The following is a 22,025-nucleotide window of genomic DNA, read 5'->3' as shown; positions in this document are numbered from 1 at the left end:
GTCCGCTGGATGGCGTGCTACCTGACCACGGGCAAGCACATGTCGCTCTACTGGAGCTTCGGCACCGTGCTGCTGCTCCTGGCGATCACGGCGCCGACGGCGCTTGTCTTCGGCTTCGGGGGGGCGATGGCGGCGCGGTCGCGGATCCTCCCGCTGCGCTGGTTCGGCAAGGTCTACATCATGCTGGTGCGCGGCGTGCCCGACATCGCGTTCTTCCTGTTCTTCGTGATCGCGCTTGACCAGGCGTTCGAATGGATGCGTCACCAGTTCCTGTGCCCGGACTGGGACGCGCCGATCCGGCAGGGCAACGATTTCGTCGTCTGCGCCGCGGCCAAGCTGCCGCTTTCCACCGCGCCGCAATGGGTGCACGAGGTCTACGGCTTCTTCACCGCCGTGCTGACCTTCGCCATCGTCTTCGGCGCCTTCGCCGCCAACGTGCTCTACGGGGCGATGCGCGCGGTGCCGCGCGGCCAGCTTGAAACCGCCGAGGCCTATGGCATGAGCCGCCACCAGGTCAACTGGCGGATCCTCATCCCGCAGATGTGGGTTTACGCGCTGCCGGGGCTTTCCAACCTCTGGATGGTGCTGATCAAGGCGACGCCGCTGCTCTTCCTGCTCGGGGTGAAGGACATCGTCTACTGGGGGCGCGAACTGGGCGGCACGGCCAATCCACGCTTTACCGACTTCCCGCATGGCGACTGGCGGATGTGGTATTTCCTGGCGCTGCTGATCTTCTACCTGGCGTTCACCCGGGTTTCGGAGCTGTTTCTGGAGCGGGTGATGAAACGGCTGACCCGCGGGCAGGCGACCACCGGCGGCGAAGCCCAGAGAAGGGCGGGCGCATGAGCTGCCTGCAGACCATACAGGATTACGGGTTGCGCAGCCTCGGGCTGGGCGAACGTTTGCTGCCGCGGGACAATTTCACGCTCTGCGACCAGTTCGTGCTGATCGGCTCGGGCATGGTGTGGAACGTCTATTTCGGTGTCTGCGCGCTTATAGCGGGCTTCTTCCTCGCCACATTGGTGGCGGTCGGCAAGGGGGCGCGCAACCCGCTGCTGCGCAAGCCGTCGGAATGGTTCATCCTCGTATTTCGCGGCTCGCCGCTCTTCATCCAGTTCTTCTTTGCGTATTTCCTGTTTCTGGATCTCAAGGGCATTTCGCCCATCTTCGACGCGTTCACCGCCGCGTGGCTGGGCGCGTTGATCGTGCTGTTCCTCAACACCGCCGCCTATTCGGGCGAAATCTTCTACGGCGCGCTGCGTTCGATCCCCAAGGGCGACGTCGAGGCGGCGGACGCCTACGGCTTCTCGGGCTGGCCGCGGTTCCGCCGCATCGTCTGGCCCACGATGCTGCGCCTCGCGTGGCCGGCCTACACGAACGAGGCGATCTTTCTCTTTCACGCCACGACGCTCGTCTTCTTCAGCGGGTTCCCGGCCTGGCAGCAGCGGGGCGACGCGCTCTACTACGCCAATTATTTCGCGGACAAGACCTTCAACCCCTTCATCCCCTACCCGATCCTCGCGGGCTATTTCATCCTGCTGACGCTATGCGTGATCGGCTTCTTCGGCCTCGTCAACCGCCGCCTGAACCGCCATCTGCCCGGCGAGGCGCGGCGCAGATTGCGGTTGCGTCCGAACCTCATCCGGTGAATCAAGCCTTCATCCTTCATGAGGTAATCCGATGCAGCTTGAAAATTTCGCCACCTTCCGCGTCGCCGCCTGCGATCTCAACGGCCAGATGCGCGGCAAGCGCGTGCCCGCCTCCTATTTCGAGAAGCTCGGCAGCGGCGCGGTGCGGATGCCGCTCTCGGCGCTCAACGTCGACATAAAGGGCGCCGATATCGAGGACAGCCCGCTGATCTTCGAGACCGGCGACGCCGACGGCATCCTGCTGCCCACCTCGCGCGGGGCGGTGCCGCTGCCCTGGCTCGACTCCGTGCAGCCGTTGGTGCCGATGCAGATGTATTTCGAGGACGGCACGCCCTTTTACGGCGACGCGCGGCTGGCGCTGAAGGCGGTGCTCGACCGCTTTGCCGCGCGCGGCTGGAGCGTGGTGGCCTCGACCGAGCTGGAGTTCACCCTAGTGGACGACAGCGGCAAGACGCTGAAATCGGTGCGTGACCCGCGCAGCGGGCGGCGCATCGACGGCTCTGAAATCCTGTCGCTGAGCGAGATGGACGCGTTCGACCCGTTCCTGTCGGCCCTTTACGAGTCCTGCGCGCTGATGGATATCGACGCCCAGACCGCCACCAGCGAGGCCGGCGTCGGACAGTTCGAGATTACGCTGAACCACCAGGACGCGCTGCACGCCGCCGACGACACTTGGCTGTTCAAGCATCTCATCCGGGGACTCGCGCGCAAGTTCGGCTGCGCGGCGACCTTCATGGCCAAGCCCTTTGCGCTGGATTCCGGCAACGGGATGCACATGCATTTTTCCGTGCTGGACGCGGAGGGCAAGAACGTCTTCGACGATGGCGGGCCCAAGGGAACGGACACGCTGCGCGCGGCCATCGGCGGCTGCCTAGCGGCGATGCGCGGCTCCACGCTCGTCTTTGCGCCGCATGCCAACAGCTATGCGCGGCTGGTGCCCGGCGCGCATGCGCCGACCGCGATCTGCTGGGCCTACGAGAACCGCACCGCCGCTGTGCGCGTCCCCGGCGGCGCGCCTGCCGCGCGCCGGATCGAGCACCGCGTCGCGGGCGGGGACATCAACCCCTATCTGATTTTCGCCGCGATCCTCGGGGCCGCGCTGACGGGCATCGAGGACGGCATGGACCCCGGACCCCCGATCAAGGGAAGCGCCTACAGCCAGGACCTGCCGCAACTGGCCGGGGACTGGGCGGGCGCCGTCGACCTCTTCGAGAGCGACCCGTTCATCGCGCGCATCTTCGATTCGAAGATGATCCGCAACCTCGTGCGGACCAAGCGGCAGGAGGTCGCGATCATGACCGCGATCCCCGAGGACCAGCATTGGAAAACCTACCTGGAAAAGGTCTGACAGCGGCCACGCGCCGCCCTATTATCCGCTTGCCGGGTGGCGCGGGCTGGACTAGCCTGCAATTTGATCAAATTATGGTGGCATGATGGGCGACGAAACCCGAATCGGAATCCTGCTGGCCGGGCACGCGCCCGATGAGATCAGGAAGGACATGGGCAATTACGACCGCATGTTCGCCGATCTGCTGGCCGGGCATGGCTTTACCTATGACACCTACGCCGTGGTCGACGGCGAATTTCCCCCCGGGGTCGACGCCGCGGATGGCTGGCTCATCACCGGCTCGAAACACGGCGCCTACGAGGATCACGACTGGATTCCCCCGCTCGAAGAGTTCATCCGCGCCGTCCGGGACGACGGGCGACCCATGGTGGGGATCTGTTTCGGCCACCAGATCATCGCGCAGGCGCTTGGCGGCAAGGTCGAGAAATTCGAAGGCGGCTGGGCCGTCGGCCGCCAGAACTACCGGATCGAGGGGCAGCCGCTGCAGCTCAACGCGTGGCATCAGGACCAGGTGGTCGAACTGCCCGAGGGCGCCAAGGTGATCGGCGAGAGCGAGTTCTGCCGCAACGCCGCGCTGCTATACGGCGACAGCATCTACACGGTGCAACCGCATCCCGAACATACCAACGCCTTCGTCGAGCGGCTGATCGAGTCGCGCGGACGTGGCCTCGTGCCCGATGTGCTGCTCGACGGGGCGCTGGCGCAGACCGACCGGCCAACCGACGCGCAGATCGTCGCCGACCGCATGGCCCATTTTCTCAAGCGAGGCGCCTGATGGCTGACTGGACCAAGAACCTGCCCGACGCGGCGCGCGACTATCTTCAGGGGCGGCGGCTCGACGAGGTGGAGTGCATCATCTCGGACCTGCCCGGCATCGCGCGCGGCAAGGCCGTCCCGGCTAGCAAGTTCGCGCGGCAGAAGCATTTCCACCTGCCCGATTCGATCTTCTTCCAGACCATCACCGGCGACTGGGGCGACGCGGCGGGCGAAAAGGGCTTCATCGAGCAGGACATGATCCTGAAACCGGACATGAGCACCGCGACCGCCGCGCCCTGGACCGGCGACTGGACCATCCAGGTGATCCACGACGCCTATGACAAGGATGACGCCCCGATCCCCTTCAGCCCGCGCAACGTGCTGCGCCGGGTCGTCGCGCTCTACGAGGAACGCGGGCTGACCCCGGTGGTCGCGCCGGAGATGGAGTTCTACCTCGTCGCGCCCAATATCGACCCGGCGCAGGAGATCAAGCCGATGATCGGCCGATCGGGCCGGCCGGCGGCCGCGCGGCAAGCCTATTCGATGACCGCGGTGGACGAATTCGGCCCGGTGATCGACGACATCTACGACTTCGCCGAGGCGCAGGGATTCGAGATCGACGGCATCACCCAGGAGGGCGGCGCCGGCCAGCTCGAGATCAACCTCAACCACGGCGATCCAGTCGCGCTTGCCGACGAGGTGTTCTATTTCAAGCGCCTCATCCGCGAGGCGGCGCTGCGCCACGACTGTTTCGCCACCTTCATGGCCAAGCCCATCGCGGACGAGCCGGGATCGGCGATGCATATCCACCATTCTGTTCTGGACGCGAAGACCGGCAGAAACATCTTCATCGACAAGAAGGGCGAGGAAACGGACGCCTTCCACTACTACATCGCCGGCATGCAGAACCACATGCCCGCGGCGATCGCCGTGATCGCGCCCTACGTCAATTCCTACCGTCGCTACGTCAAGGACCACGCCGCGCCGATCAACCTCGCCTGGGGGCGCGACAACCGCACCACGGGGATCCGCATCCCGATTTCCCCGCCCGAGGCGCGGCGCGTCGAGAACCGGCTCGCGGGGATGGACTGCAACCCCTACCTCGCCATCGCGGCCAGCCTCGCCTGCGGGTTGCTCGGCCTTCGGGATGCGAAGACGCCCGAGCCGGAATTCCGCGGCGACGCCTACGAGGGCGAAGGCGACATCCCGCGCGTCATGGGCGAGGCGCTCGACCTGTTCGAGGAGGCGCACGCGCTGCACGAGGTGCTTGGCCCCGAATTCGCCCGCGTTTACGGGATCGTCAAACGCGCGGAATACGACGAGTTCCTGCACGTGATCTCACCCTGGGAGCGTGAGCACCTGCTGATGAACGTCTGACGCGGATGGACCTGCTCTACGCCAACGACCGCGCGGGCGCCTATCCCGACAGCTGGTATGCCGCCACTGCCGATGCGCCGCCGCAGCGCGCGCCGCTCAAGGGCGAGACGCGCGCCGATGTCTGCGTGATCGGCGGGGGCTATACCGGCCTCTCGGCGGCGCTGCATCTGGCTGAGGCAGGGCTCGACGTGGTGCTGCTCGAGGCGCATCGCGCGGGGTTCGGCGCGTCGGGGCGCAATGGCGGGCAGCTTGGCAGCGGGCAGCGCGTGGGCCAGCGCGAACTGGAACGGCTGGTCGGGCGCGATGACGCTGGAAAGCTCTGGGAGATGGCGGAGGAGGCCAAGCGCCTCGTCAAGTCGCTGATCGAGAAGCACGAAATCGACTGCCACCTGAAACCCGGCGTGGCGCATGCCTGCTTTAGCGCGCGCGAAATGAGCGAGGAACACGCCGAGGCCGACCATCTGGCCGAGCATTACGGTTACGCGCATATCGAAAAGCTCGACCGCGACGCAATGCACGCGCTCTGCCCCTCGCCCGCCTATCACGGCGGGACGCTCGACATGGACGCGGGGCACCTGCACCCGCTCAACTTCGCGCTCGGCCTCGCCCGCGCGGCCGAGGCGGCGGGCGCGCGCATCCATGAGGGCGCAAAGGTGCACGACATCGACACGCGCCACGGCACGCTGGTGCGCACCGATCACGGGCGCGTGGCGGCGGATCACGTGATCCTCGCCTGCAACGGCTATCTCGGCGGCTTGAACCGCAAGATCGCGGCCAAGGTGATGCCGATCAACAATTTCATCGTCGCGACCGAACCGCTGGGCGCGGACGCCGCGCGCGTGCTGACCCGCGACGTCGCCGTGGCGGACAGCAAGTTCGTGGTGAATTACTTTCGCCTCAGCCATGATGGGCGGCTGCTGTTCGGCGGCGGCGAAAGCTACGGTTACCGGTTTCCATCGAACATCCGCGCCACTGTGAGCAAGCCGATGCTGCAGATCTTCCCGCATCTGCGCGGCGTGCCGCTTGAATACGCCTGGGGCGGAACGCTGGCGATCACGATGCAGCGGATGCCCTATCTCGCCCGCCTCGCGCCCAACATCCTGAGCGCGTCGGGCTATTCCGGCCACGGGGTCGGCAATGCGACCCATGCGGGCTATCTCATGGCGCAGGCGGTGGCTGGCGAGGCGTCGGGTTTCGATCTCATGTCCCGCGTACCTGCCCAGACCTTCCCGGGCGGCGCCGCGCTGCGCAGCCCGCTGCTGGCGCTGGCGATGACATGGTACGCTCTGCGCGACCGGCTGGGCGTTTGATACTCTTCCCGAAAAAGTCTTCCCAATTCTCCTCAGCGAAGAGAATTGACCCCCGCTACCGGATCACGTGGACGGCGCATTTGGCGTGACGCACCACTCTGGCGGCGGTCGAGCCCAGCAGGAAATGCTGCATGCCCGGCCTGTGGCTGGCGATGACGATGCAGTCGATACCATGCGTCTGCGCATAATCGAGTATCGCGCGCCCGGCATGACCCGAGGCGACGGCGCCCGTCGCGTGCGGAACCTCGTCGGTCATCTTGGCAAGCTGCGCCTCGACCTCGGCGCGGCGCTTGGCCATGTGGTCGGCGGGCAGGTAGGACAGCGTATGGGGCGGCAGTTGTTCGACCACGTTCAGAAGCGTGATCTGCGCCTTGCCGCCGCCCAACCGCTGCGCCACTTCGAAGGCGGTGTTCAGGTCGCGGTCCTCGCTAAGCGATACGGGCACGAGAATGTTGTCATACATGGGGAACGCTCCTCTTGGGTCGGTGTTCATCCCGGTCCTACGCCTTTCGCGCCCGCCCCGCCTTGATCCAGGTCAGCCAAAGGTCGCGGCGACGTCGTACATCACCGGCTCGAAGCTCTTGCAAAGCGCGTGGATCCGACGGTTGCGCTCGCGCATCTCGGTGGTGCGCAGCATGGCCTGGAAATCCTCGCGGCGCTTCCATTGCGAATAGTTGGCGATCCGGGTCTGGGCGTCGTTGACATGCAGCCCCGCGGCGATGAACCCGGGCTGACGCGAGATGAAGTCCTCGTAGGCGCTGGTCAACTCGTCCAGCAGGTCCTGGCAGGTGCCCGGCGTCATCTCGAAGGTCGTGATCACCGTCTGATGGCTCCCCGCGGCGTCAATCCTTGGCATGGCGTCCTCCCTTTTCATCCCAGCGTAGCAAGTAATGCCGCCGCGGCAAGAGTCACGGTTCTTAACGCTTGGTTTACCAAAGCCGCCGAAACTTCCGGCGAGAGGATAAAAAATGATCCGCCTTGCGTTCCTGCTGCTTCTGCTGCTGCCCGGCTCCGCCGCGGCAGGCGCATGGCTGCGCGAGAAGGGCGCGGGTTTCCTGTCCTATGACGTCACGCTCAAGGAGGGCGGCGCGACGCGCGGTTACGGCTCTCTCTACGCAGAATACGGGGTGCGGCCCCGACTGACGCTCGGGGTCGATATGGGCAGCAACGAGGAAGGCCGCTACGAGGCGTTCGCCTTTGCGGTGCTGCCGCTGGGCCGGCCCGACGCTCCCTTGCGGCGCAGCTTGGAGCTGGGCCTTGGCGCCGTCGAGGGCGCGGCAGTGTTTCGCCCCGGCCTGTCGGTCGGGCGCGGGTTCATGGCCTTGGGGCAGTCCGGGTGGGTCGCGCTCGACAGCCGCGCGCTCATCTCGCTGGACACCGGGGAGATCCGGACCAAGACGGACGTGACGCTTGGCCTCAACCGGGGCGAGCGGGCGAAATGGATCCTGCAACTGCAACAGGGCGGCCCGATGGCCGATCCCGACTACCTGCGGTTGGCGCCCTCGGTCGTGCTGCGCACGCGGCCCGGCCGCCATCTCGAACTCGGGATGACGGCCGGGCTTGGCGGGGCGGAGGATTACGGGATCAAGCTGGGCGTGTGGCGCGAATTCTGAACGCGCGCCCGGCCCTCAGAGCGGATCGTCCATCCGCACCCGCACAGTCACCGTCCCGCGCACCGGCGTGCCGAAGCGCAGGCGGATCTGGTTGCTCTCCGGCCCCTGCTTGGCCTGGTAATAGGGCGCGACATGCACGATGCCGCCCGCGCCGTCCCTGAGCGGGCCCGCCGGGATCGCCGCCTCGACCGTCTGGGCGAAGGCGCCGAAGGGCATCTTGTCCGCAAGGTCGATGGTCCAGGCTTCGGCGGCGACGGTTTGATCGTATTCGATCATCGCCGGGCTCTGCACGGGGTGCAGGATGTTGCCGAAGGTGTTGTCGCTGAAATTGATGTTCTTGATCCGGTTGTAGTCGAAATCCGCAAATGTCGTGTCCACGGCGTCCACCCGATCGATGGGATCGTCGATGATGCGGAAGGAATTGCCGGTCACCGTCATCCCGTTCAGGTAATGCCCCGCGCCATGCGGCTTGACCACGATGAAGGTGAACCACGGCGCCACGTTCCCGGCCAGGAACACGTTGCTGGTGACATTGAGCGCGCTGAATGAAAATTCGGACGCATATTCGGGCGCTGAATCATGTTCGTTCGACCACTCGATGAAACAGTTGTCGATGTAGTTGGCGTCGATGGTCGTGCGGCAGTTGGTCCGCGTCAGGACAAGCCCCGCGCTGCGCGTCCCGTCGTTGGACGAATCCCCCTGGAACCAATGATTGCCGGTGACGATGTTGCTTGACCCGGCGAGGATCGCGAAATGCCGGAAGCGGGTCACCCGGTTGTTGCGCAGCTTCACGTCGTTCTGGTTGGCGTTGAGCGCGATGGAGGTGCGGTTCGCGACCAGCTCGGCATCCTCGTTCGACAGGAACTGGCAGCGGTCCACGATCATGCCCTGATCGCCCTTGGACAGGCTGGAGATGCCGCGATCCTTCGGCCGGGTGAAGAAACAGTCGCGGAAATGAAACCCGGTCGCCGTCTGCGGCAGCATCACGCAGCTGCATTCCCCCGAGGCCTGGAATTCCACGTTCGACAGCGAGAACTTGCTCAGCTTTGCAAAATTGCTGAAGTCCAGCATGTATTTGAACCTGCGGAAGGTGAAAACCTGCGTCCCTGCCGCGTCGTACAACTGCTGGCTGAGCGTGACCTCCTGACGGGCGATGTTCACGCCCGCGACATAGACCTCGCGTCCCACGCCGTTGCCTTCGACCACCGCGCCCAACGGCACGTTGGCGACGTTGGTCACATCCGTCAGCTTCAGGCTGTTGGCGGGCGAATAGCTCGCTTGCGAGGTCACAACCTCGGTATCCCAGTTGGAACTGCCGGACGCCGAAAGCTGGCCGTTCTTGATGATGCGGCGCTGCGAATAGCTGGTCTTGTCGTGGACAGCGGCCTGCATGTCGACCGGGCCGGTCAGCGTCACGATCCGCCCCTTCATGTCGAGCGAATCGTGGCGCACGTTGTTCAGAAGCGCCTGGAACGCCTTGCGAAAGGCCAGTTCCTCGTCGCCGAATGCGTCGATATAGGCAGGCAGGTCGTAGTTCTTCGTGAGCGACAGCATGTGTTGCGGCGCCATCGTGACCGTGCCCTCGAAGCGCACGGCGGACTGGAAGGTGACGCTGTCGCCCAGCCGGTAGAGCCCCGCGGGCACCAGCACGTCGCGCCCATTCGCCGCCGCGTCCGCGGCCTCGAAGGCGGGCGCGTCATCGTGTGATCCGTCCCCCAGCGCGCCATAGTCGCGCACATCGACCCAGTCCATCAGGTCGCGCAGGAACGCGGAGGTCGCATCCTCGATCACGATGTCGTCGATCCGCAGGATGCCGCCATTGGGGCCGGTCAGGTCGATGCCGAAATGCCCGTAGGCCGCGCTCGGTCCCCAGGCCATGTCGACCCCGGGCCGGTCGGCGGTGGCGACGATGGCGCTCACCTCGACCACCTCGCCGTAATGCTGCAAGGTGACGGACGGCCCGAATTCCGGCGCGCCGCCGACATGCCCGCCCCCCGGCGCCGCCGCCCAGCCGGCGATGCGCACGGTCGGCAGGTTGCCCGCGATCGCCTTCACCCGCGCGGTGACGCGCAGGTAGCAGCCCGGCAGCAGCGGCGTCTGTCCCGTGTAGCGCAGCTTCTGCACCGTGTCGGTCTTCTGCATCTCGAGCGCGCCGCCGAAATCCTGGTCGGCGGCCACGAGTGCTGCGTTGATCGCATCCTCGTAGGTGTCCGAGCCGGGCGTGCCGTTACCGCTCGACCAGACGTCGAGGCCGTTCTCGAAGGCCGGGGGCATGAAGACGATGCCGTCGGTTACTGCCTTGTTCATTGGGATCCCTTTCCGCATCCGACAGCGCCGCGTTCCGGGCAAGGGAAAACGCGGGGGTCGGACATCATCTGTTTCGCCAGTCCGGGCGCGCCGGATGGGTCAGGGAAATATCGACAAGGGGTTAACCGGGTCTGCGTCCACCGCGCGGTGGTCAGGGTTCAGGCCATACCGGGGGCGGGTTCGCGCAGGCGCACGGCGTTGATCTTCCATCCGTTTTCGTCCTCGATCATCTCGTATTCGAGGATATGGACGCGTCCCTCGCCGTCGCGGATCATCACGTCCTGCCAGAGCGCGCCGTCGCGGCGCGCGAGGCCGAGAAAACGCAGATCCTTGGGCCGCCACACCATCGGATAGCCGTTGCGCACCATCGCGCCGAAATTGCGCGAGGTGCCGAAAATCCGCCGGATGTTCGGGCTGGCGTAGGTGAAGGCGCGTGTGAAATCGTCCGTCTGAAACGCTTCGATCTGCGCGGAAATGACCTCGCGGATCGGCCCCTCCTGCGCGTTGGTGGCGGGCGCAATCATGCCGATCAAAAGGATGAACGCGGCGCGCAGTGCGTGTTTCATGGCGGATCTCCTCGGGCGGAGGATACCACGCAACGCCGTTTCGACAAAACCGCGGGCTCAGCCCTTCCCGGCTAGCGCCTGCAACTCGGCCCAGACGCGCTCTTCGAGATCGACGCTCTCGGCGGGCGTCTTGCCCTGTCCGGGCATGCGCGCGTCCGGATCCTTCGCCACCGCGCCCGCGACGCGGTCCAGCCGCGCGCCGAAGGCGTCCGACAGGTCCGGATCTATCAGCGTGTAGAACTGGCCGAGATCGTGGGGCGGTCCTTCGGTCGCCTTGAGCGGCGGCACGTCGACCGAGTTGCGCGACGCCGTCATGCCCGCCGCCAGCAGTTCCGCCATCAGCCCGAGGCCCCAGCCCTTGTAACCGCCCATGCTGACGAGAGAGCCGCCCAACGCCGCCTCCGGGTCGGTCGTGGGCGCGCCTTGCGCATCGATGGCCCAGCCTTCGGGAATCGGCTCGCCGGCGGCCTTGGCCATCGTGATCTTGCCCAGCGCCACGGTCGTGGTGGACTGGTCGAACTGCATCGCCACGCCCCCCTGCCCGTCCGGCACCGCGAACGCGATGGGGTTGGTGCCGATCGCGCGATGCCGCCCCCCCGGCGGCGCCACGATGGGCGAGGCGTTGGTCGCCCCGAACGCGATCAGTCCCTCGCGCGCGATCCGGTCGGTGAAGTAGCCCAGCGACGTGCAGGTGTGCGAATGACAGATGGCAAGGCTCGCGATCCCGTTCTCGCGCGCCGCCGCGACCGCCTCGGGCAGGCCGCGATCAAAGGCCGGCTGCGCGAAACCCAGTTTCGCATCCACCACGACCGCGCCGGGCCGGGGGCGCGTCACCTCGGGGTCGGCGTCGCCCTTGACCCGCCCGCTTTGCAACTGTTTGCAATAGCTGTCGAGGTAGTAGAGCCCGCAGATCTTGTTGCCCAGCGACTCGGCGGTGGCCGTCGCCCGCGCCAGCGACGCGGCGATCCATTCCTCGGCCCCGTGGCGCATCAGCGCCGTCCGGGTCAGGCTTTCGATCTCGGGGACGGGGATATTGGGCATTGCGTTTCTCTCTGTCTGTGCTCGATCCACCTTGCGCAAGCCCGGCTGCCTGGTCAACGCGCTAAGCGCCTGCCACCACGCGCCCGTCCTCCAGCCGCACGGTGCGGTCCATCCGCGCCGCCAGGTCGAGGTTGTGCGTCGCGATCAGCGCGGCAAGCCCGGTGCCCCGCACGAGCCCGGTAAGCGCCTTGAACACCTGGTCCGAGGTCGCGGGATCGAGGTTGCCGGTCGGCTCATCCGCGAGCAGCAGGCGCGGCGCGTTGGCGAGCGCGCGGCAGAAGGCGACGCGCTGTTGCTCGCCCCCGGACATGGCCGAGGGACGGTGCGCCGCGCGCGGCGCGATGCCGACCTCGTCCAGAAGCTCCATCGCCCGCGCCTCGGCCGCACGGCGCGCCACGCCGGCGGCCAGCTGCGGCAGCACGATGTTCTCGAGCGCGGTGAACTCCGGCAAGAGATGATGGAACTGGTAGACAAAGCCCACGTCGCGACGCCGCGCGATGGTGCGGCGCCGGTCGCCCAGCCCGCTCATCACCGCGCCGCCGATCTCGACCTCGCCCGCGTCCGGCGTGTCGAGCAGCCCGGCCATGTGCAGCAATGTCGACTTGCCCGCGCCCGATGGCGCCACGAGCGCGACGACCTCGCCCTTCGCAAGGGCGAGGTCGGCCCCCTTCAGCACCGCGACCTCGCTCTCGAGCCCGCGGTTATAGACCTTCTCCAGCCCGCTCAGCCGCAACACCACGTCACTCATAGCGCAGCGCCTCCACCGGGTTCATCCGCGCGGCGCGGCGCGCGGGGAAGATGGTCACGATGAACGACAGCCCCAGCGACAGCGCGATGGCCGAGGCCACGTCGCCCAATTGCAGCTTGGCCGGCAGGTGATAGATGCCCCGGATCGACGGATCCCAGACCTGCCCGCCCATCGCCCAGTTCACGAAAGAGAAGATCGGGTCGATATAGATCGCAAAGAGACAGCCCAGGATCACCCCCAACACCGTGCCGATCAGCCCGGTGAACGCGCCGCAGATGAAGAACACGCGCAGCACCGATCCTTCTGTCAGGCCCATCGTGCGCAGGATGCCGATGTCGCGGCCCTTGTTCTTGACCAGCATGATGAGGCCGGAGGTGATGTTCATCGCCGCGATCAGCACGAGGATCGACAGGATGATGAACATCACGTTGTCCTCCACCTCAAGCGCGCGCAGAAAGCCGCCGGAGGCGTCCTGCCAGGTCCAGACAAGCGCGCGTTCGCCCGCCGCCTTGATGAGCGCGGGGGCCAGTTCGGCGACGTTCTCGGGGTCCTTCACCATGACTTCGAGCTCGTCCGCCCGCCCCTCGCGGTTGAAGAAGGCCTGCGCCTCGGCAAAGGGGAGGTAGACGCGCACGCGGTCGATGTCATAGCGCCCGGCGGTGAAGATATAGACCACCTCGTAGGCGTTGACGCGCGGGCTGGTTCCGAAGGCGGTCTTGACCCCGCCGGGCGAGATCAGCCTGATCCGGTCGCCGACGCTGACGCCCAGTTCGCGCGCCACGCCCGAGCCGATGGCGATGCCTTCGTCGAAACGGTCCAGCTCGCCTTGGCTCGTCTCGGGGTCGGCGATGCGCGGGATGGTCTTGAGATCGTCAAGCGCGATGCCGAACACTTCCACGCCCGCGTTGCGGTCGCGCGCGTTGGCCATGACCTGCGCGCGGATGAGCGGCGCGGCGCGCGTCACGTCGGGGACGGCGCGCACGCGTTCGGCCATCGCCGCGTAATCCTCGATCATCCGGTCCACGCGACCTGTTTGCGCGTCCACCTCACCCGCGTTGTAGATCGTCACATGCGCGTTCGACCCCAGGATCGTGTCCACGAATTCCGCGCGAAAGCCCGAGCGCACCGCCAGCGTCGCGATGAGCGCGAACACCGCCAGCGTGATCCCGATGAGCGAAATCCAGGTCATCACGCTCACGCCGCCCTCGGCGCGCTTCGCGCGCAGGTAGCGCCAGGCGATCATCCACTCGAAGGGGGCGAAGGGGGCGGGTGTGCCTGCCACGTGCGATACCTCGTTCTTGTGGCGCGCAAAATGCGCCGGGGGCCGGGTGGCGTCAAGGACGCGCGCGCCGGCGCGGCCACAGCATCCGCGGAAGGCCGATCAGCCCGCCGATGAGGCCAAGGCCCGCCAGCAGGCCGAAGCCGGCGAACGCCGCGCCTTCGAAGGTGAGCGGCAGGGCGGGTTTGAAGTCCTCCCATGCCGCCTGCGCAATCTCGGGGTCGGTGAGATGCCCGGCGCGATAGGCCCGCGTGAACGGTCCCGCCGCGCGCAATGCGGCAAGGTCCGCGCGCAGCCGTTCATAGCGCGCGATCGTCTTCTCCATCGTCGCGGCGCGCGCGGCGCCCATCGCGCCGCCCTCGGCCAGATCGACCAGCGCCGCATCGCGGGTGAGGCCCGCCTCAGAGGCGTCCGCGTCGAATTCCTGCACGAAGCGGTGCAGCTCATCCACCGCGCCGCCCAGGCGCTGGGTGTATTGCTGGGAGAATTCGGGGAATTGCGACAGCGCCGCCGCGCCCGCCAGCCCACCCGCGAGCGTGAGGGCGCGCGCGATCATCTCAGATCGCCATCGGCACGCGATGCCCCGCGTAAATCTGCGCGAGCTTTTCGACCGCCTGCTCGGGCGGCAATTCCTCGCTCTCGCCGGTGCGGCGGCTGGTCAGCTCGACCACGCCATTCTTCAGGCCACGCGGCCCCACGGTGATGCGCCACGGCAGGCCGACCAGATCCATCGTCGCGAACTTGCCGCCCGCGCGCTCATCCCGGTCGTCATAAAGCGGATCGAGACCCAGCGCCAGCACCGATCCGTAGATCGCCTCGCAGGCCGCGTCGGCTTCCGCGTCGCCCTGCTTGAGGTTGACGAGACCGACATGGAAGGGCGTCACCCCTTCGGGCCAGATGATGCCGCGCTCGTCATGGCTCGCCTCGATGATGGCGCCGACAAGGCGGCTCACTCCGATACCGTGGCTGCCCATGTGGACCGGCACTGATGCGCCGTCCCTGGTCTGGACCGTGGCGCCAAGCGGCTCGGAATACTTCGTGCCGAAATAGAAGATCTGCCCGACCTCGATGCCCCGCGCCACGCGGCGGCGTTCTTCGGGGATCTGGTTGAACAGCGCCTCGTCATGGGTCTCATCGGTGCGCGCATAGCGGCTGGTGAACTCCTCGAGCACCGCTTGGCATTCCGCAACCGAATCGTAATCCACCTCGCGCTCGCCAAAGCGCAGATCGGTGATCTCGGAATCGTAGTAAACCTCGCTCTCGCCGGTTTCGGCGAGGACGAGGAACTCGTGCGTGTCGTCACCGCCGATCGGACCGGAATCCGCGCGCATGGGGATCGCCTGGAGGCCCATGCGCTCGTAGGTGCGCAGGTAGCTGACCAGGTGGCGGTTGTAGCTGTGCAGCGCGGCCTCCTTGGAGACGTCGAAGTTGTAGCCGTCCTTCATCAGGAATTCGCGCCCGCGCATCACGCCGAAGCGCGGGCGGATCTCGTCGCGGAACTTCCACTGGATATGGTAGAGCGTGAGCGGCAGATCCTTGTAGCTGCCGACGTGCGCGCGGAAGATGTCGGTGATCAGCTCCTCGTTGGTCGGCCCATAGAGCATGTCGCGCCCCTGCCGGTCCTTGATGCGCAGCATTTCCTCGCCGTAATCGTCGAACCGCCCCGACTCGCGCCAGAGATCGGCCGATTGCAGCGTCGGCATCAGCATCGGGATATGCCCGGCGCGGATCTGTTCCTCGTGCACGATGTTTTCCAGCTTGCGCAGCACCTTGAAGCCGAGCGGCAGCCAAGAATAGATGCCTGCGCTGGCCTGCTTGATCATGCCAGCGCGCAGCATCAGGCGGTGGCTGACGATCTGCGCCTCGGAGGGCGTTTCCTTGAGCACGGGCAGGAAGTAGCGGGACAGGCGCATGTGCGAACCTCGGATCACTGTGATTTCGCCCCTCGTTTATGGCTTTGGGACGAGCGAGACAAGCGCCGCAAGCCGCGCGGGCGCGCAATCGCGACTTGAAAGACGGACCTGCTTCGGCCATTTGTGGCAGGTCAGCAACGGGGCGCGCATGTCACTGCCGATCGGCACGCAGATGAAGTACTGGGGGATCGCCTGCGCGGTCTTCTTCGTGCTGCTGTGGTTCCTCGGCGACGTGATCATGCCTTTCCTGCTGGGCGGGGCCGTGGCCTATTTCCTCGATCCCGTCGCAGACCGGCTCGAGTCGATGGGCCTCACGCGCGCGCTCGCGGTGACGGTCATCACGATCTTCGCGGTGGCGGCCTTCGTGCTGATCGGGCTCTTGATCCTGCCGACGCTGATCGAACAGGCGGTGGCGCTGGTCGACACGGTGCCGCGCGTCTTCCAGGATTTGCAGGCTTTTCTCACCGATCGGTTCCCGCAGCTGGTCGATTCCGAATCCACCATCCGCAAATCCCTCACCTCGGTCGCGATGACCATCCAGGAACGCGGCGGCGAGATGCTGGAGACCCTGCTCGCCTCGGTCTCTTCATTGATAAACGTGTTGATCCTCTTCGTCATCGTGCCGGTCGTGGCCTTCTACCTGCTTTACGACTGGGACCGCATGATCGCCGAGATCGACGAGCTGCTGCCGCGAGAGCACGCCCCGACGATCCGCCGCCTCGCCCGGGAGATCGACCAGACGCTCGCCAGCTTCATCCGGGGCATGGGCACGGTCTGCCTGATCCTTGGCACCTATTACGCCATCGCGCTGATGGCGGTGGGGTTGCAGTTCGGGCTGGTGGTGGGCGCGATCGCGGGGCTCATCACCTTCATTCCCTATGTCGGCGCGCTGGTCGGCGGGTCGCTGGCCATCGGGCTCGCGCTGTTCCAGTTCTGGGGCGAGTGGTTTTCCATCGGGCTGGTCGCGGGCATCTTCGTGCTGGGCCAGGTGATCGAGGGCAACGTGCTCACTCCGAAACTGGTGGGCAACTCGGTCGGGCTGCACCCGGTCTGGCTGATCTTCGCGCTCTCTGTCTTCGGCGCGCTTTTCGGCTTCGTGGGGATGCTGGTCGCGGTGCCCGTGGCCGCCGCCATCGGCGTGCTGACGCGCTTCGCCATCGGGCGTTACAAGAACAGCATGCTCTATCGCGGCCCGCAGGATCCAGCGGCCTGATGGCCCGCCAGCTGAGCTTCGAACTGCCCGCCAGACCTGCGCGGGGGCGGGGCGATTTCTTCGTGTCGAACGCCAACGCCACCGCCGTCGCGCTGATCGAGGCGTGGCCTGACTGGCCCGCGCGCAAGCTGGTCCTCTGCGGCCCCGAGGGCGCGGGAAAGACCCACCTCGCCCACGTCTGGGCCGACCTCAGCGGCGCGATGATCGTGCAGGCGGCCGAACTGGCGGGCGCCGATGTTCCCGCCCTCGCCTCCGCGCATGTCGCGGTCGAGAACGCCTCCGACATCGCCGGCGTCGTTGAGGCCGAAACCGCGCTATTCCACCTGCACAACCTCGCGCTCGCCGAGGGGCGATCGCTGCTCGTGACGGCCCGCGCCGCGCCGAGCGCATGGGCCTTCGCCCTCCCCGACCTGGCGAGCCGGCTGCAGGGGACCCCGACCTGCATGCTCGAGGAACCCGACGACACGCTGCTGGGCGCGGTGATGATGAAACAGTTCGCCGACCGGCAGATACTGCCTTCTCCCGGCACCATCACCTATCTCACGCGCCGCATCCCCCGTTCGTTCGAGGCGGCCAAGCGGACGGTCGAGGCGCTCGATGCGCTGTCACTCTCCACCGGACGCCCGGTGGGCCGGGCGCTGGCGGCGGCGCTGCTGGACAAATCCGGCGGTTAGCGCGACACTCCGGGGTCCGATCCACGCCCCAGCCGGAAGCGCCCGAACCCGCCATGACGCAAGCCGATTTCCTCGCTTCCCCCTTTCCCGAGCCGGTCGCGCTGTCTGATCTCGACCCGGCCGGACCGGGACGCTTCTACAATCGCGAGCTGAGCTGGCTCGGCTTCAACTGGCGCGTGCTCGAGGAGGCGCAGAACCCGCGCGTGCCGCTGCTCGAACGGCTGCGCTTCCTGTCGATATCGGCCACCAACCTGGACGAGTTCTATAACGTCCGCGTCGCGGGCCTGCGCGAACTGGCGCGCGCGGGCAACACCACGCCCGCCGCAGACGGGCTCACCCCGGCCGAGCAACTGGTGCTCATCAACGAGAACGCCCGCCGGCTGCTCGCCGCGCAGCAGCGCACGCTGCAGACGCTGCGCCAGGAGCTCGAGGCCGAGAACATCACCATCCTCGACGGCTCAGGCCTGAAGATATCCGACCGCGACTACCTCGGCGACGTGTTCCTCGACCGGGTGTTCCCGGTGCTATCGCCGCTGGCCATCGACCCCGCGCACCCCTTTCCCTTCATTCCCAACCTCGGTTATTCCCTCGCCCTGCAACTCGAGCGGATCGCGGACAAGCGCCCCTTGCAGGCGCTGCTGCCGATCCCGCAGCAGATCGACCGCTTCGTGTCGCTGCCCGCGCCCGAGGGCGTCTCGCGCTTCCTGCCGCTCGAGGAGTTGCTGCTGCTGCATCTCGGCAGTCTCTTTCCCGGCTACCGCTACAAGGGGCATTGCACCTTCCGCGTGCTGCGCGACAGCGATCTCGAGGTCGAGGAAGAGGCCGAGGACCTGGTGCGCGAATTCGAGGTCGCGCTCAAGCGCCGCCGCCGCGGAGAAGTTGTGCGCATGAACATTTCCTCGGGCGCGCCCGAGGCGCTTCGCGCGGTCATCATGGATGAATTGCACGTCACCCCCGAAGAGGTGGTCGAGGTCGACGGGATGATCGGGCTCGCGGATCTGAACGCGCTGGTGATCGACACGCGGCCCGACCTGCTCTGGCCGGCCTTCAGCCCGCGCGTGCCCGAACGCGTGCAGGACCACGGGGGCGACATGTTCGCGGCGATCCGCCAGAAGGACATGCTGCTGCATCACCCGTATGAAACCTTCGACATGGTCATCCGCTTTCTCGCGCAGGCGGCGCGGGATCCGGACGTGGTGGCGATCAAGCAGACGCTCTACCGCACCTCCAACCGCTCATCGATCGTCGAGGCGCTTTGCGAGGCGGCCGAGAACGGCAAGTCGGTGACCGCGCTGGTCGAGCTCAAGGCGCGCTTCGACGAGGCCGCCAACATCCGCCAGTCCCGCCGGCTGGAACGCGCGGGGGCGCATGTGGTCTATGGTTTCCTCGACCTCAAGACGCACGCCAAGATCAGCACCGTGGTGCGCCGCGAGGGCGCCAATCTCGTGACCTATACCCATTACGGCACCGGCAACTATCACCCGATCACCGCGCGCATCTATACCGACCTGTCCTTCTTTACCTGCGACGCGGTGCTGGGACGGGACGCGACCAAGGTATTCAACTACCTTTCGGGCTACGCCCAGCCCGAGCGGCTGGAGAACCTCGCCATCTCGCCGCTCACGCTGCGCTCACGCCTTCTCGAGATGATCGCGAACGAGGTCGAGCACGCCCAGGCGGGCCGCCCGGCGCAGATCTGGGCCAAGATGAACGCGCTGATCGATCCGGGCATCATCGATGCGCTCTACGCCGCCAGCCAGGCGGGCGTCGAGATCAGTCTCGTGGTGCGCGGCATCTGCGGTCTGCGCCCCGGCGTGAAGGGCCTGAGCGAGAACATCCGCGTCAAGTCCATCGTCGGGCGCTTCCTCGAACACAGCCGCATCGTGTGTTTCGGCAACGGCTTCGGCCTGCCCCACGGCAAGGCGCGCGTCTTCATGTCCTCCGCCGACTGGATGGGGCGCAATTTCAACCGTCGCGTCGAAACGCTGATCGAGATCGCCAATCCCACCGTCAAGGCGCAGATCACCAGCCAGGTGATGGCCGCCAACATGGCCGATGTCGCGCAAAGCTGGGTCATGGATGCGACTGGCGGCTTTACCCGCGCCGCGCTGCCCGAAGGCGAATTCGCGTTCAACTGTCACCGCTTCTTCATGGAGAACCCGTCGCTTTCAGGGCGCGGCTCGGCCGGGGCTTCGGACGTGCCGAGACTCACCCATACCGATGATTGACCGCTCCCGCGCCCTGCCGCATAACAGGCGCGACGCTGGCACCGAGGCAAGGACGATGGACGCAGGCTCCGATCCAGGCGACCCCGACGGCGGCCCGTTCGGCCGGCCGCTCTTCGACAAACCCTCCGTGCGCGCGCTGCGCCGCGTCGGCGTGGTCGACGTGGGGTCGAACTCGGTCCGGCTCGTGGTGTTCGACGGCGCGGCGCGCAGCCCGGCCTATTTCTACAACGAGAAGATCATGTGCGGCCTCGGCGCAGGCATGTCCGAAACCGGACAGCTGAACCCCGAGGGGCGCGTGCGCGCGCTCGACGCGCTCAAGCGGTTCCACCGGCTCTCGATCGGACTCGAGACCGGGCCGCTCACCGTGGTCGCCACCGCCGCCGTGCGCGAGGCCACCGACGGCCCCGCCTTCTGCGAGGACGTGCGCGCCGCCACCGGCCTGCGCGTCTGGGTCGTCGACGGGCGCGAGGAGGCGCGGCTCTCGGCGCAGGGCGTGCTGCTGGGCTGGCCCGGCTCCTACGGGCTGGTCTGCGACATCGGCGGCTCCTCGATGGAACTGGCCGAGATCGAGGGGGGCCGCGTCGGGCGTCGCGTATCCTCGGCGCTTGGGCCGCTCAAGCTGCGCGACATCAAGGGCGGACGCAAGGCGCGGCGCAGCTATATCCAGGACGTGGTCGGCGCGCTTTCGGAGAAGCTGGGCGAACAGAAGAACCGGCTGTTCCTCGTCGGCGGCTCATGGCGCGCGATCGCCAAGATCGACATGGAGCGGCGCGACTACCCGCTTCACGTTCTGCATGAATACCGCATGCAGACGCGCGAATTGCGCAAGACGTTCAGATACATAGAGGAAGAGGACGCCAACGCGCTACGCCAGCGCGCCGGCGTGTCCTCGGGTCGGATGGCGCTGGTTCCGCAGGCGACGGAGGTGCTCAACGAGGTGCTGCACACCTTTCGCCCCCGCGACATCGCGGTGTCGAGCTACGGCATCCGCGAGGGGCTGCTCTATGGGCAGATGCCCCAGGCGCTGCGCGACCGCGATCCGCTGATCGAAGCCTGCCGCTTCATGGAAACCAAGGACGCCCGCCTGCCAGGCTTCGGCAAGACGCTCTACCGCTTCATCCAGCCGATCTTTCGCGCGCTACCGCCCGAACGGATGCGGCTCGTCAAGGCCGCCTGCCTGCTGCATGACGTGAGCTGGCGCGCCCATCCCGATTACCGCGCCGGGGTCTGTTTCGACACCGCGACCCGCGCCAACCTGGGCGGGCTCAAGCATTCCGAGAGGGTGTTCCTGGGGCTCGCGCTCTTGCACCGCTACTCCAACGACCGCTCCGGCACCCGCTTTGGCGAGTTGAACACGCTGGTGGACGAACGCACCCAGCACGAGGCCGAGGTGCTGGGCAAGGCGATGCGCTTTGGCGCGATGCTCTGGCTCAAGAAGGACGCCGAACTGGGCGAGATGCGCTGGTCGCCGCGCAAGAAGGTGCTGGAACTGCGCCTCTCGGCCGCCGCTTCGCAGCTTTTCGGGGAGGTGGCCGAGGCGCGGTTCCTGTCACTGGTCAAGACGCTGGGCGCCGAACCTGTGATCCGCAAGCGCGCTTGACGCGCGGCGTCAAATCTCGATCTCCTCGCCCGGCGCGGGCGGCTCGATCCTTTCCTCCGGGGTTTTCCGGCGGATGATGATATCGCCGTTGGGCAGCATCTCGGGCACGTGGTAGGCGCTCAGATCGTCGATCTTGCCCATGATGTCCGCGAGCGCCGGCCCCATCTTCTGCGCGAATTCGCGCAGCTTCGGCTCCATTTCCTCGGTCAGCCCCATCAGGTCGCGCAGCGTCGGCTCCATCTCGCGGCTCAGCCCCTCGAACAGCAGGCGCGCGCCTTCTTCCATCAGGGAAAACCCGTCGTCCTCCGCCTCCTGCGCCTGCACGGGCGCGGCGGCGAGAAAACCGATGGCGGCAAGGGTAACGATCCGTTTCATACTTCCAATATAGCCCATCGCCCCAACG

Annotated in this window: 21 protein-coding genes; 11 read left to right on the top strand and 10 right to left on the bottom strand. The window is 66.8% G+C overall.

Features of this window, described 5'->3' with window-relative positions:
- Window positions 1-9 precede the first annotated feature (9 nt).
- From D6850_RS08735 to D6850_RS08710, 6 genes are all read left to right on the top strand, one after another.
- Window positions 10-846 carry an ABC transporter permease gene (locus tag D6850_RS08735; RefSeq protein WP_121165916.1) on the top strand — a complete coding sequence of 279 codons (837 nt, stop codon included), beginning with the start codon at window positions 10-12 and terminating at the stop codon, window positions 844-846.
- A complete protein-coding gene (locus tag D6850_RS08730) occupies window positions 843-1,649 on the top strand; it encodes an ABC transporter permease (protein WP_121165914.1) in 807 nt (268 codons plus the stop codon). Before D6850_RS08735 ends, D6850_RS08730 begins: the two co-directional genes overlap by 4 nt.
- A 31-nt stretch (window positions 1,650-1,680) precedes the next feature.
- The gene (locus D6850_RS08725; protein ID WP_121165912.1) at window positions 1,681-2,997 is read left to right on the top strand and encodes a glutamine synthetase family protein; all 1,317 of its coding nucleotides are present in this window, start codon (window positions 1,681-1,683) and stop codon (window positions 2,995-2,997) included.
- Window positions 2,998-3,079: 82 nt separating this feature from the next.
- On the top strand, window positions 3,080-3,772 hold the full coding sequence (locus D6850_RS08720; RefSeq protein ID WP_245964141.1) for a type 1 glutamine amidotransferase: 693 nt from the start codon (window positions 3,080-3,082) through the stop codon (window positions 3,770-3,772).
- On the top strand, window positions 3,772-5,130 hold the full coding sequence (locus D6850_RS08715; protein ID WP_121165910.1) for a glutamine synthetase family protein: 1,359 nt from the start codon (window positions 3,772-3,774) through the stop codon (window positions 5,128-5,130). The genes D6850_RS08720 and D6850_RS08715 overlap by 1 nt, the downstream gene beginning before the upstream one ends.
- Window positions 5,131-5,135: 5 nt before the next feature.
- Window positions 5,136-6,440: an NAD(P)/FAD-dependent oxidoreductase gene (locus D6850_RS08710; RefSeq protein WP_121165908.1), complete on the top strand. Its 1,305-nt coding sequence runs from the start codon at window positions 5,136-5,138 to the stop codon at window positions 6,438-6,440.
- 55 nt (window positions 6,441-6,495) lie between these two features.
- On the opposite strand, the gene D6850_RS08705 is transcribed toward D6850_RS08710, so the two are convergent.
- Window positions 6,496-6,903, bottom strand: a complete 408-nt coding sequence (locus D6850_RS08705; RefSeq protein ID WP_121165906.1) for a universal stress protein — start codon at window positions 6,901-6,903, stop codon at window positions 6,496-6,498.
- 72 nt (window positions 6,904-6,975) lie between these two features.
- A complete protein-coding gene (locus D6850_RS08700) occupies window positions 6,976-7,296 on the bottom strand; it encodes an antibiotic biosynthesis monooxygenase family protein (protein ID WP_121165904.1) in 321 nt (106 codons plus the stop codon).
- 112 nt (window positions 7,297-7,408) lie between these two features.
- Here D6850_RS08700 and D6850_RS08695 point away from each other — a divergent pair, with 112 nt between their 5' ends.
- A complete protein-coding gene (locus D6850_RS08695; protein ID WP_121165902.1) occupies window positions 7,409-8,053 on the top strand; it encodes a hypothetical protein in 645 nt (214 codons plus the stop codon).
- A 15-nt stretch (window positions 8,054-8,068) separates the two neighbouring features.
- Here D6850_RS08695 and D6850_RS08690 read toward each other — a convergent pair whose 3' ends face one another.
- From D6850_RS08690 to proS, 7 genes are all read right to left on the bottom strand, one after another.
- Window positions 8,069-10,360, bottom strand: coding sequence for a glycosyl hydrolase family 28-related protein (locus D6850_RS08690; RefSeq protein WP_121165900.1), 2,292 nt, complete (start codon window positions 10,358-10,360; stop codon window positions 8,069-8,071).
- A gap of 158 nt (window positions 10,361-10,518) precedes the next feature.
- A complete protein-coding gene (locus D6850_RS08685) occupies window positions 10,519-10,926 on the bottom strand; it encodes a DUF4864 domain-containing protein (protein ID WP_121165898.1) in 408 nt (135 codons plus the stop codon).
- Between the two features lie 57 nt (window positions 10,927-10,983).
- Window positions 10,984-11,967, bottom strand: coding sequence for an Ldh family oxidoreductase (locus D6850_RS08680; RefSeq protein ID WP_121165896.1), 984 nt, complete (start codon window positions 11,965-11,967; stop codon window positions 10,984-10,986).
- 61 nt (window positions 11,968-12,028) lie between these two features.
- On the bottom strand, window positions 12,029-12,715 hold the full coding sequence (locus D6850_RS08675; protein WP_121165894.1) for an ABC transporter ATP-binding protein: 687 nt from the start codon (window positions 12,713-12,715) through the stop codon (window positions 12,029-12,031).
- Complete coding sequence (locus D6850_RS08670) at window positions 12,708-13,997, bottom strand: lipoprotein-releasing ABC transporter permease subunit (protein ID WP_121165892.1); 1,290 nt, start codon at window positions 13,995-13,997, stop codon at window positions 12,708-12,710. The genes D6850_RS08675 and D6850_RS08670 overlap by 8 nt, the downstream gene beginning before the upstream one ends.
- Before the next feature lie 52 nt (window positions 13,998-14,049).
- Entirely contained in the window at window positions 14,050-14,550 is a 501-nt protein-coding gene (locus D6850_RS08665; protein ID WP_121165890.1) for a DUF2937 family protein, read from the bottom strand.
- Window position 14,551: 1 nt separating this feature from the next.
- Entirely contained in the window at window positions 14,552-15,907 is a 1,356-nt protein-coding gene (proS, locus tag D6850_RS08660) for a proline--tRNA ligase (RefSeq protein WP_121165888.1), read from the bottom strand.
- A gap of 148 nt (window positions 15,908-16,055) precedes the next feature.
- On the opposite strand from proS, the gene D6850_RS08655 reads away from it, so the two are divergent.
- Genes D6850_RS08655 through D6850_RS08640 form a run of 4 tightly spaced genes read left to right on the top strand, consistent with a single transcriptional unit; the run spans window position 16,056 to window position 21,622 of the window.
- Window positions 16,056-17,120 (top strand): AI-2E family transporter, encoded by a 1,065-nt coding sequence (locus D6850_RS08655; RefSeq protein ID WP_121166865.1) that lies wholly within the window; start codon window positions 16,056-16,058, stop codon window positions 17,118-17,120.
- Window positions 17,120-17,794: a P-loop NTPase family protein gene (locus D6850_RS08650; RefSeq protein ID WP_121165886.1), complete on the top strand. Its 675-nt coding sequence runs from the start codon at window positions 17,120-17,122 to the stop codon at window positions 17,792-17,794. The genes D6850_RS08655 and D6850_RS08650 overlap by 1 nt, the downstream gene beginning before the upstream one ends.
- A gap of 53 nt (window positions 17,795-17,847) precedes the next feature.
- Window positions 17,848-20,022 (top strand): RNA degradosome polyphosphate kinase, encoded by a 2,175-nt coding sequence (locus D6850_RS08645; protein ID WP_121165884.1) that lies wholly within the window; start codon window positions 17,848-17,850, stop codon window positions 20,020-20,022.
- A 55-nt stretch (window positions 20,023-20,077) separates the two neighbouring features.
- Window positions 20,078-21,622: a Ppx/GppA family phosphatase gene (locus D6850_RS08640; protein ID WP_121165882.1), complete on the top strand. Its 1,545-nt coding sequence runs from the start codon at window positions 20,078-20,080 to the stop codon at window positions 21,620-21,622.
- A 9-nt stretch (window positions 21,623-21,631) separates the two neighbouring features.
- On the opposite strand, the gene D6850_RS08635 is transcribed toward D6850_RS08640, so the two are convergent.
- Window positions 21,632-21,997, bottom strand: a complete 366-nt coding sequence (locus D6850_RS08635) for a hypothetical protein (protein WP_121165880.1) — start codon at window positions 21,995-21,997, stop codon at window positions 21,632-21,634.
- Between the last annotated feature and the right edge of the window lie 28 nt (window positions 21,998-22,025).

The sequence above is a fragment of the Roseovarius spongiae genome (assembly GCF_003651245.1).
Lineage (GTDB): Bacteria > Pseudomonadota > Alphaproteobacteria > Rhodobacterales > Rhodobacteraceae > Roseovarius > Roseovarius spongiae.
This window is presented reverse-complemented; position numbering and strand designations above follow the sequence as displayed.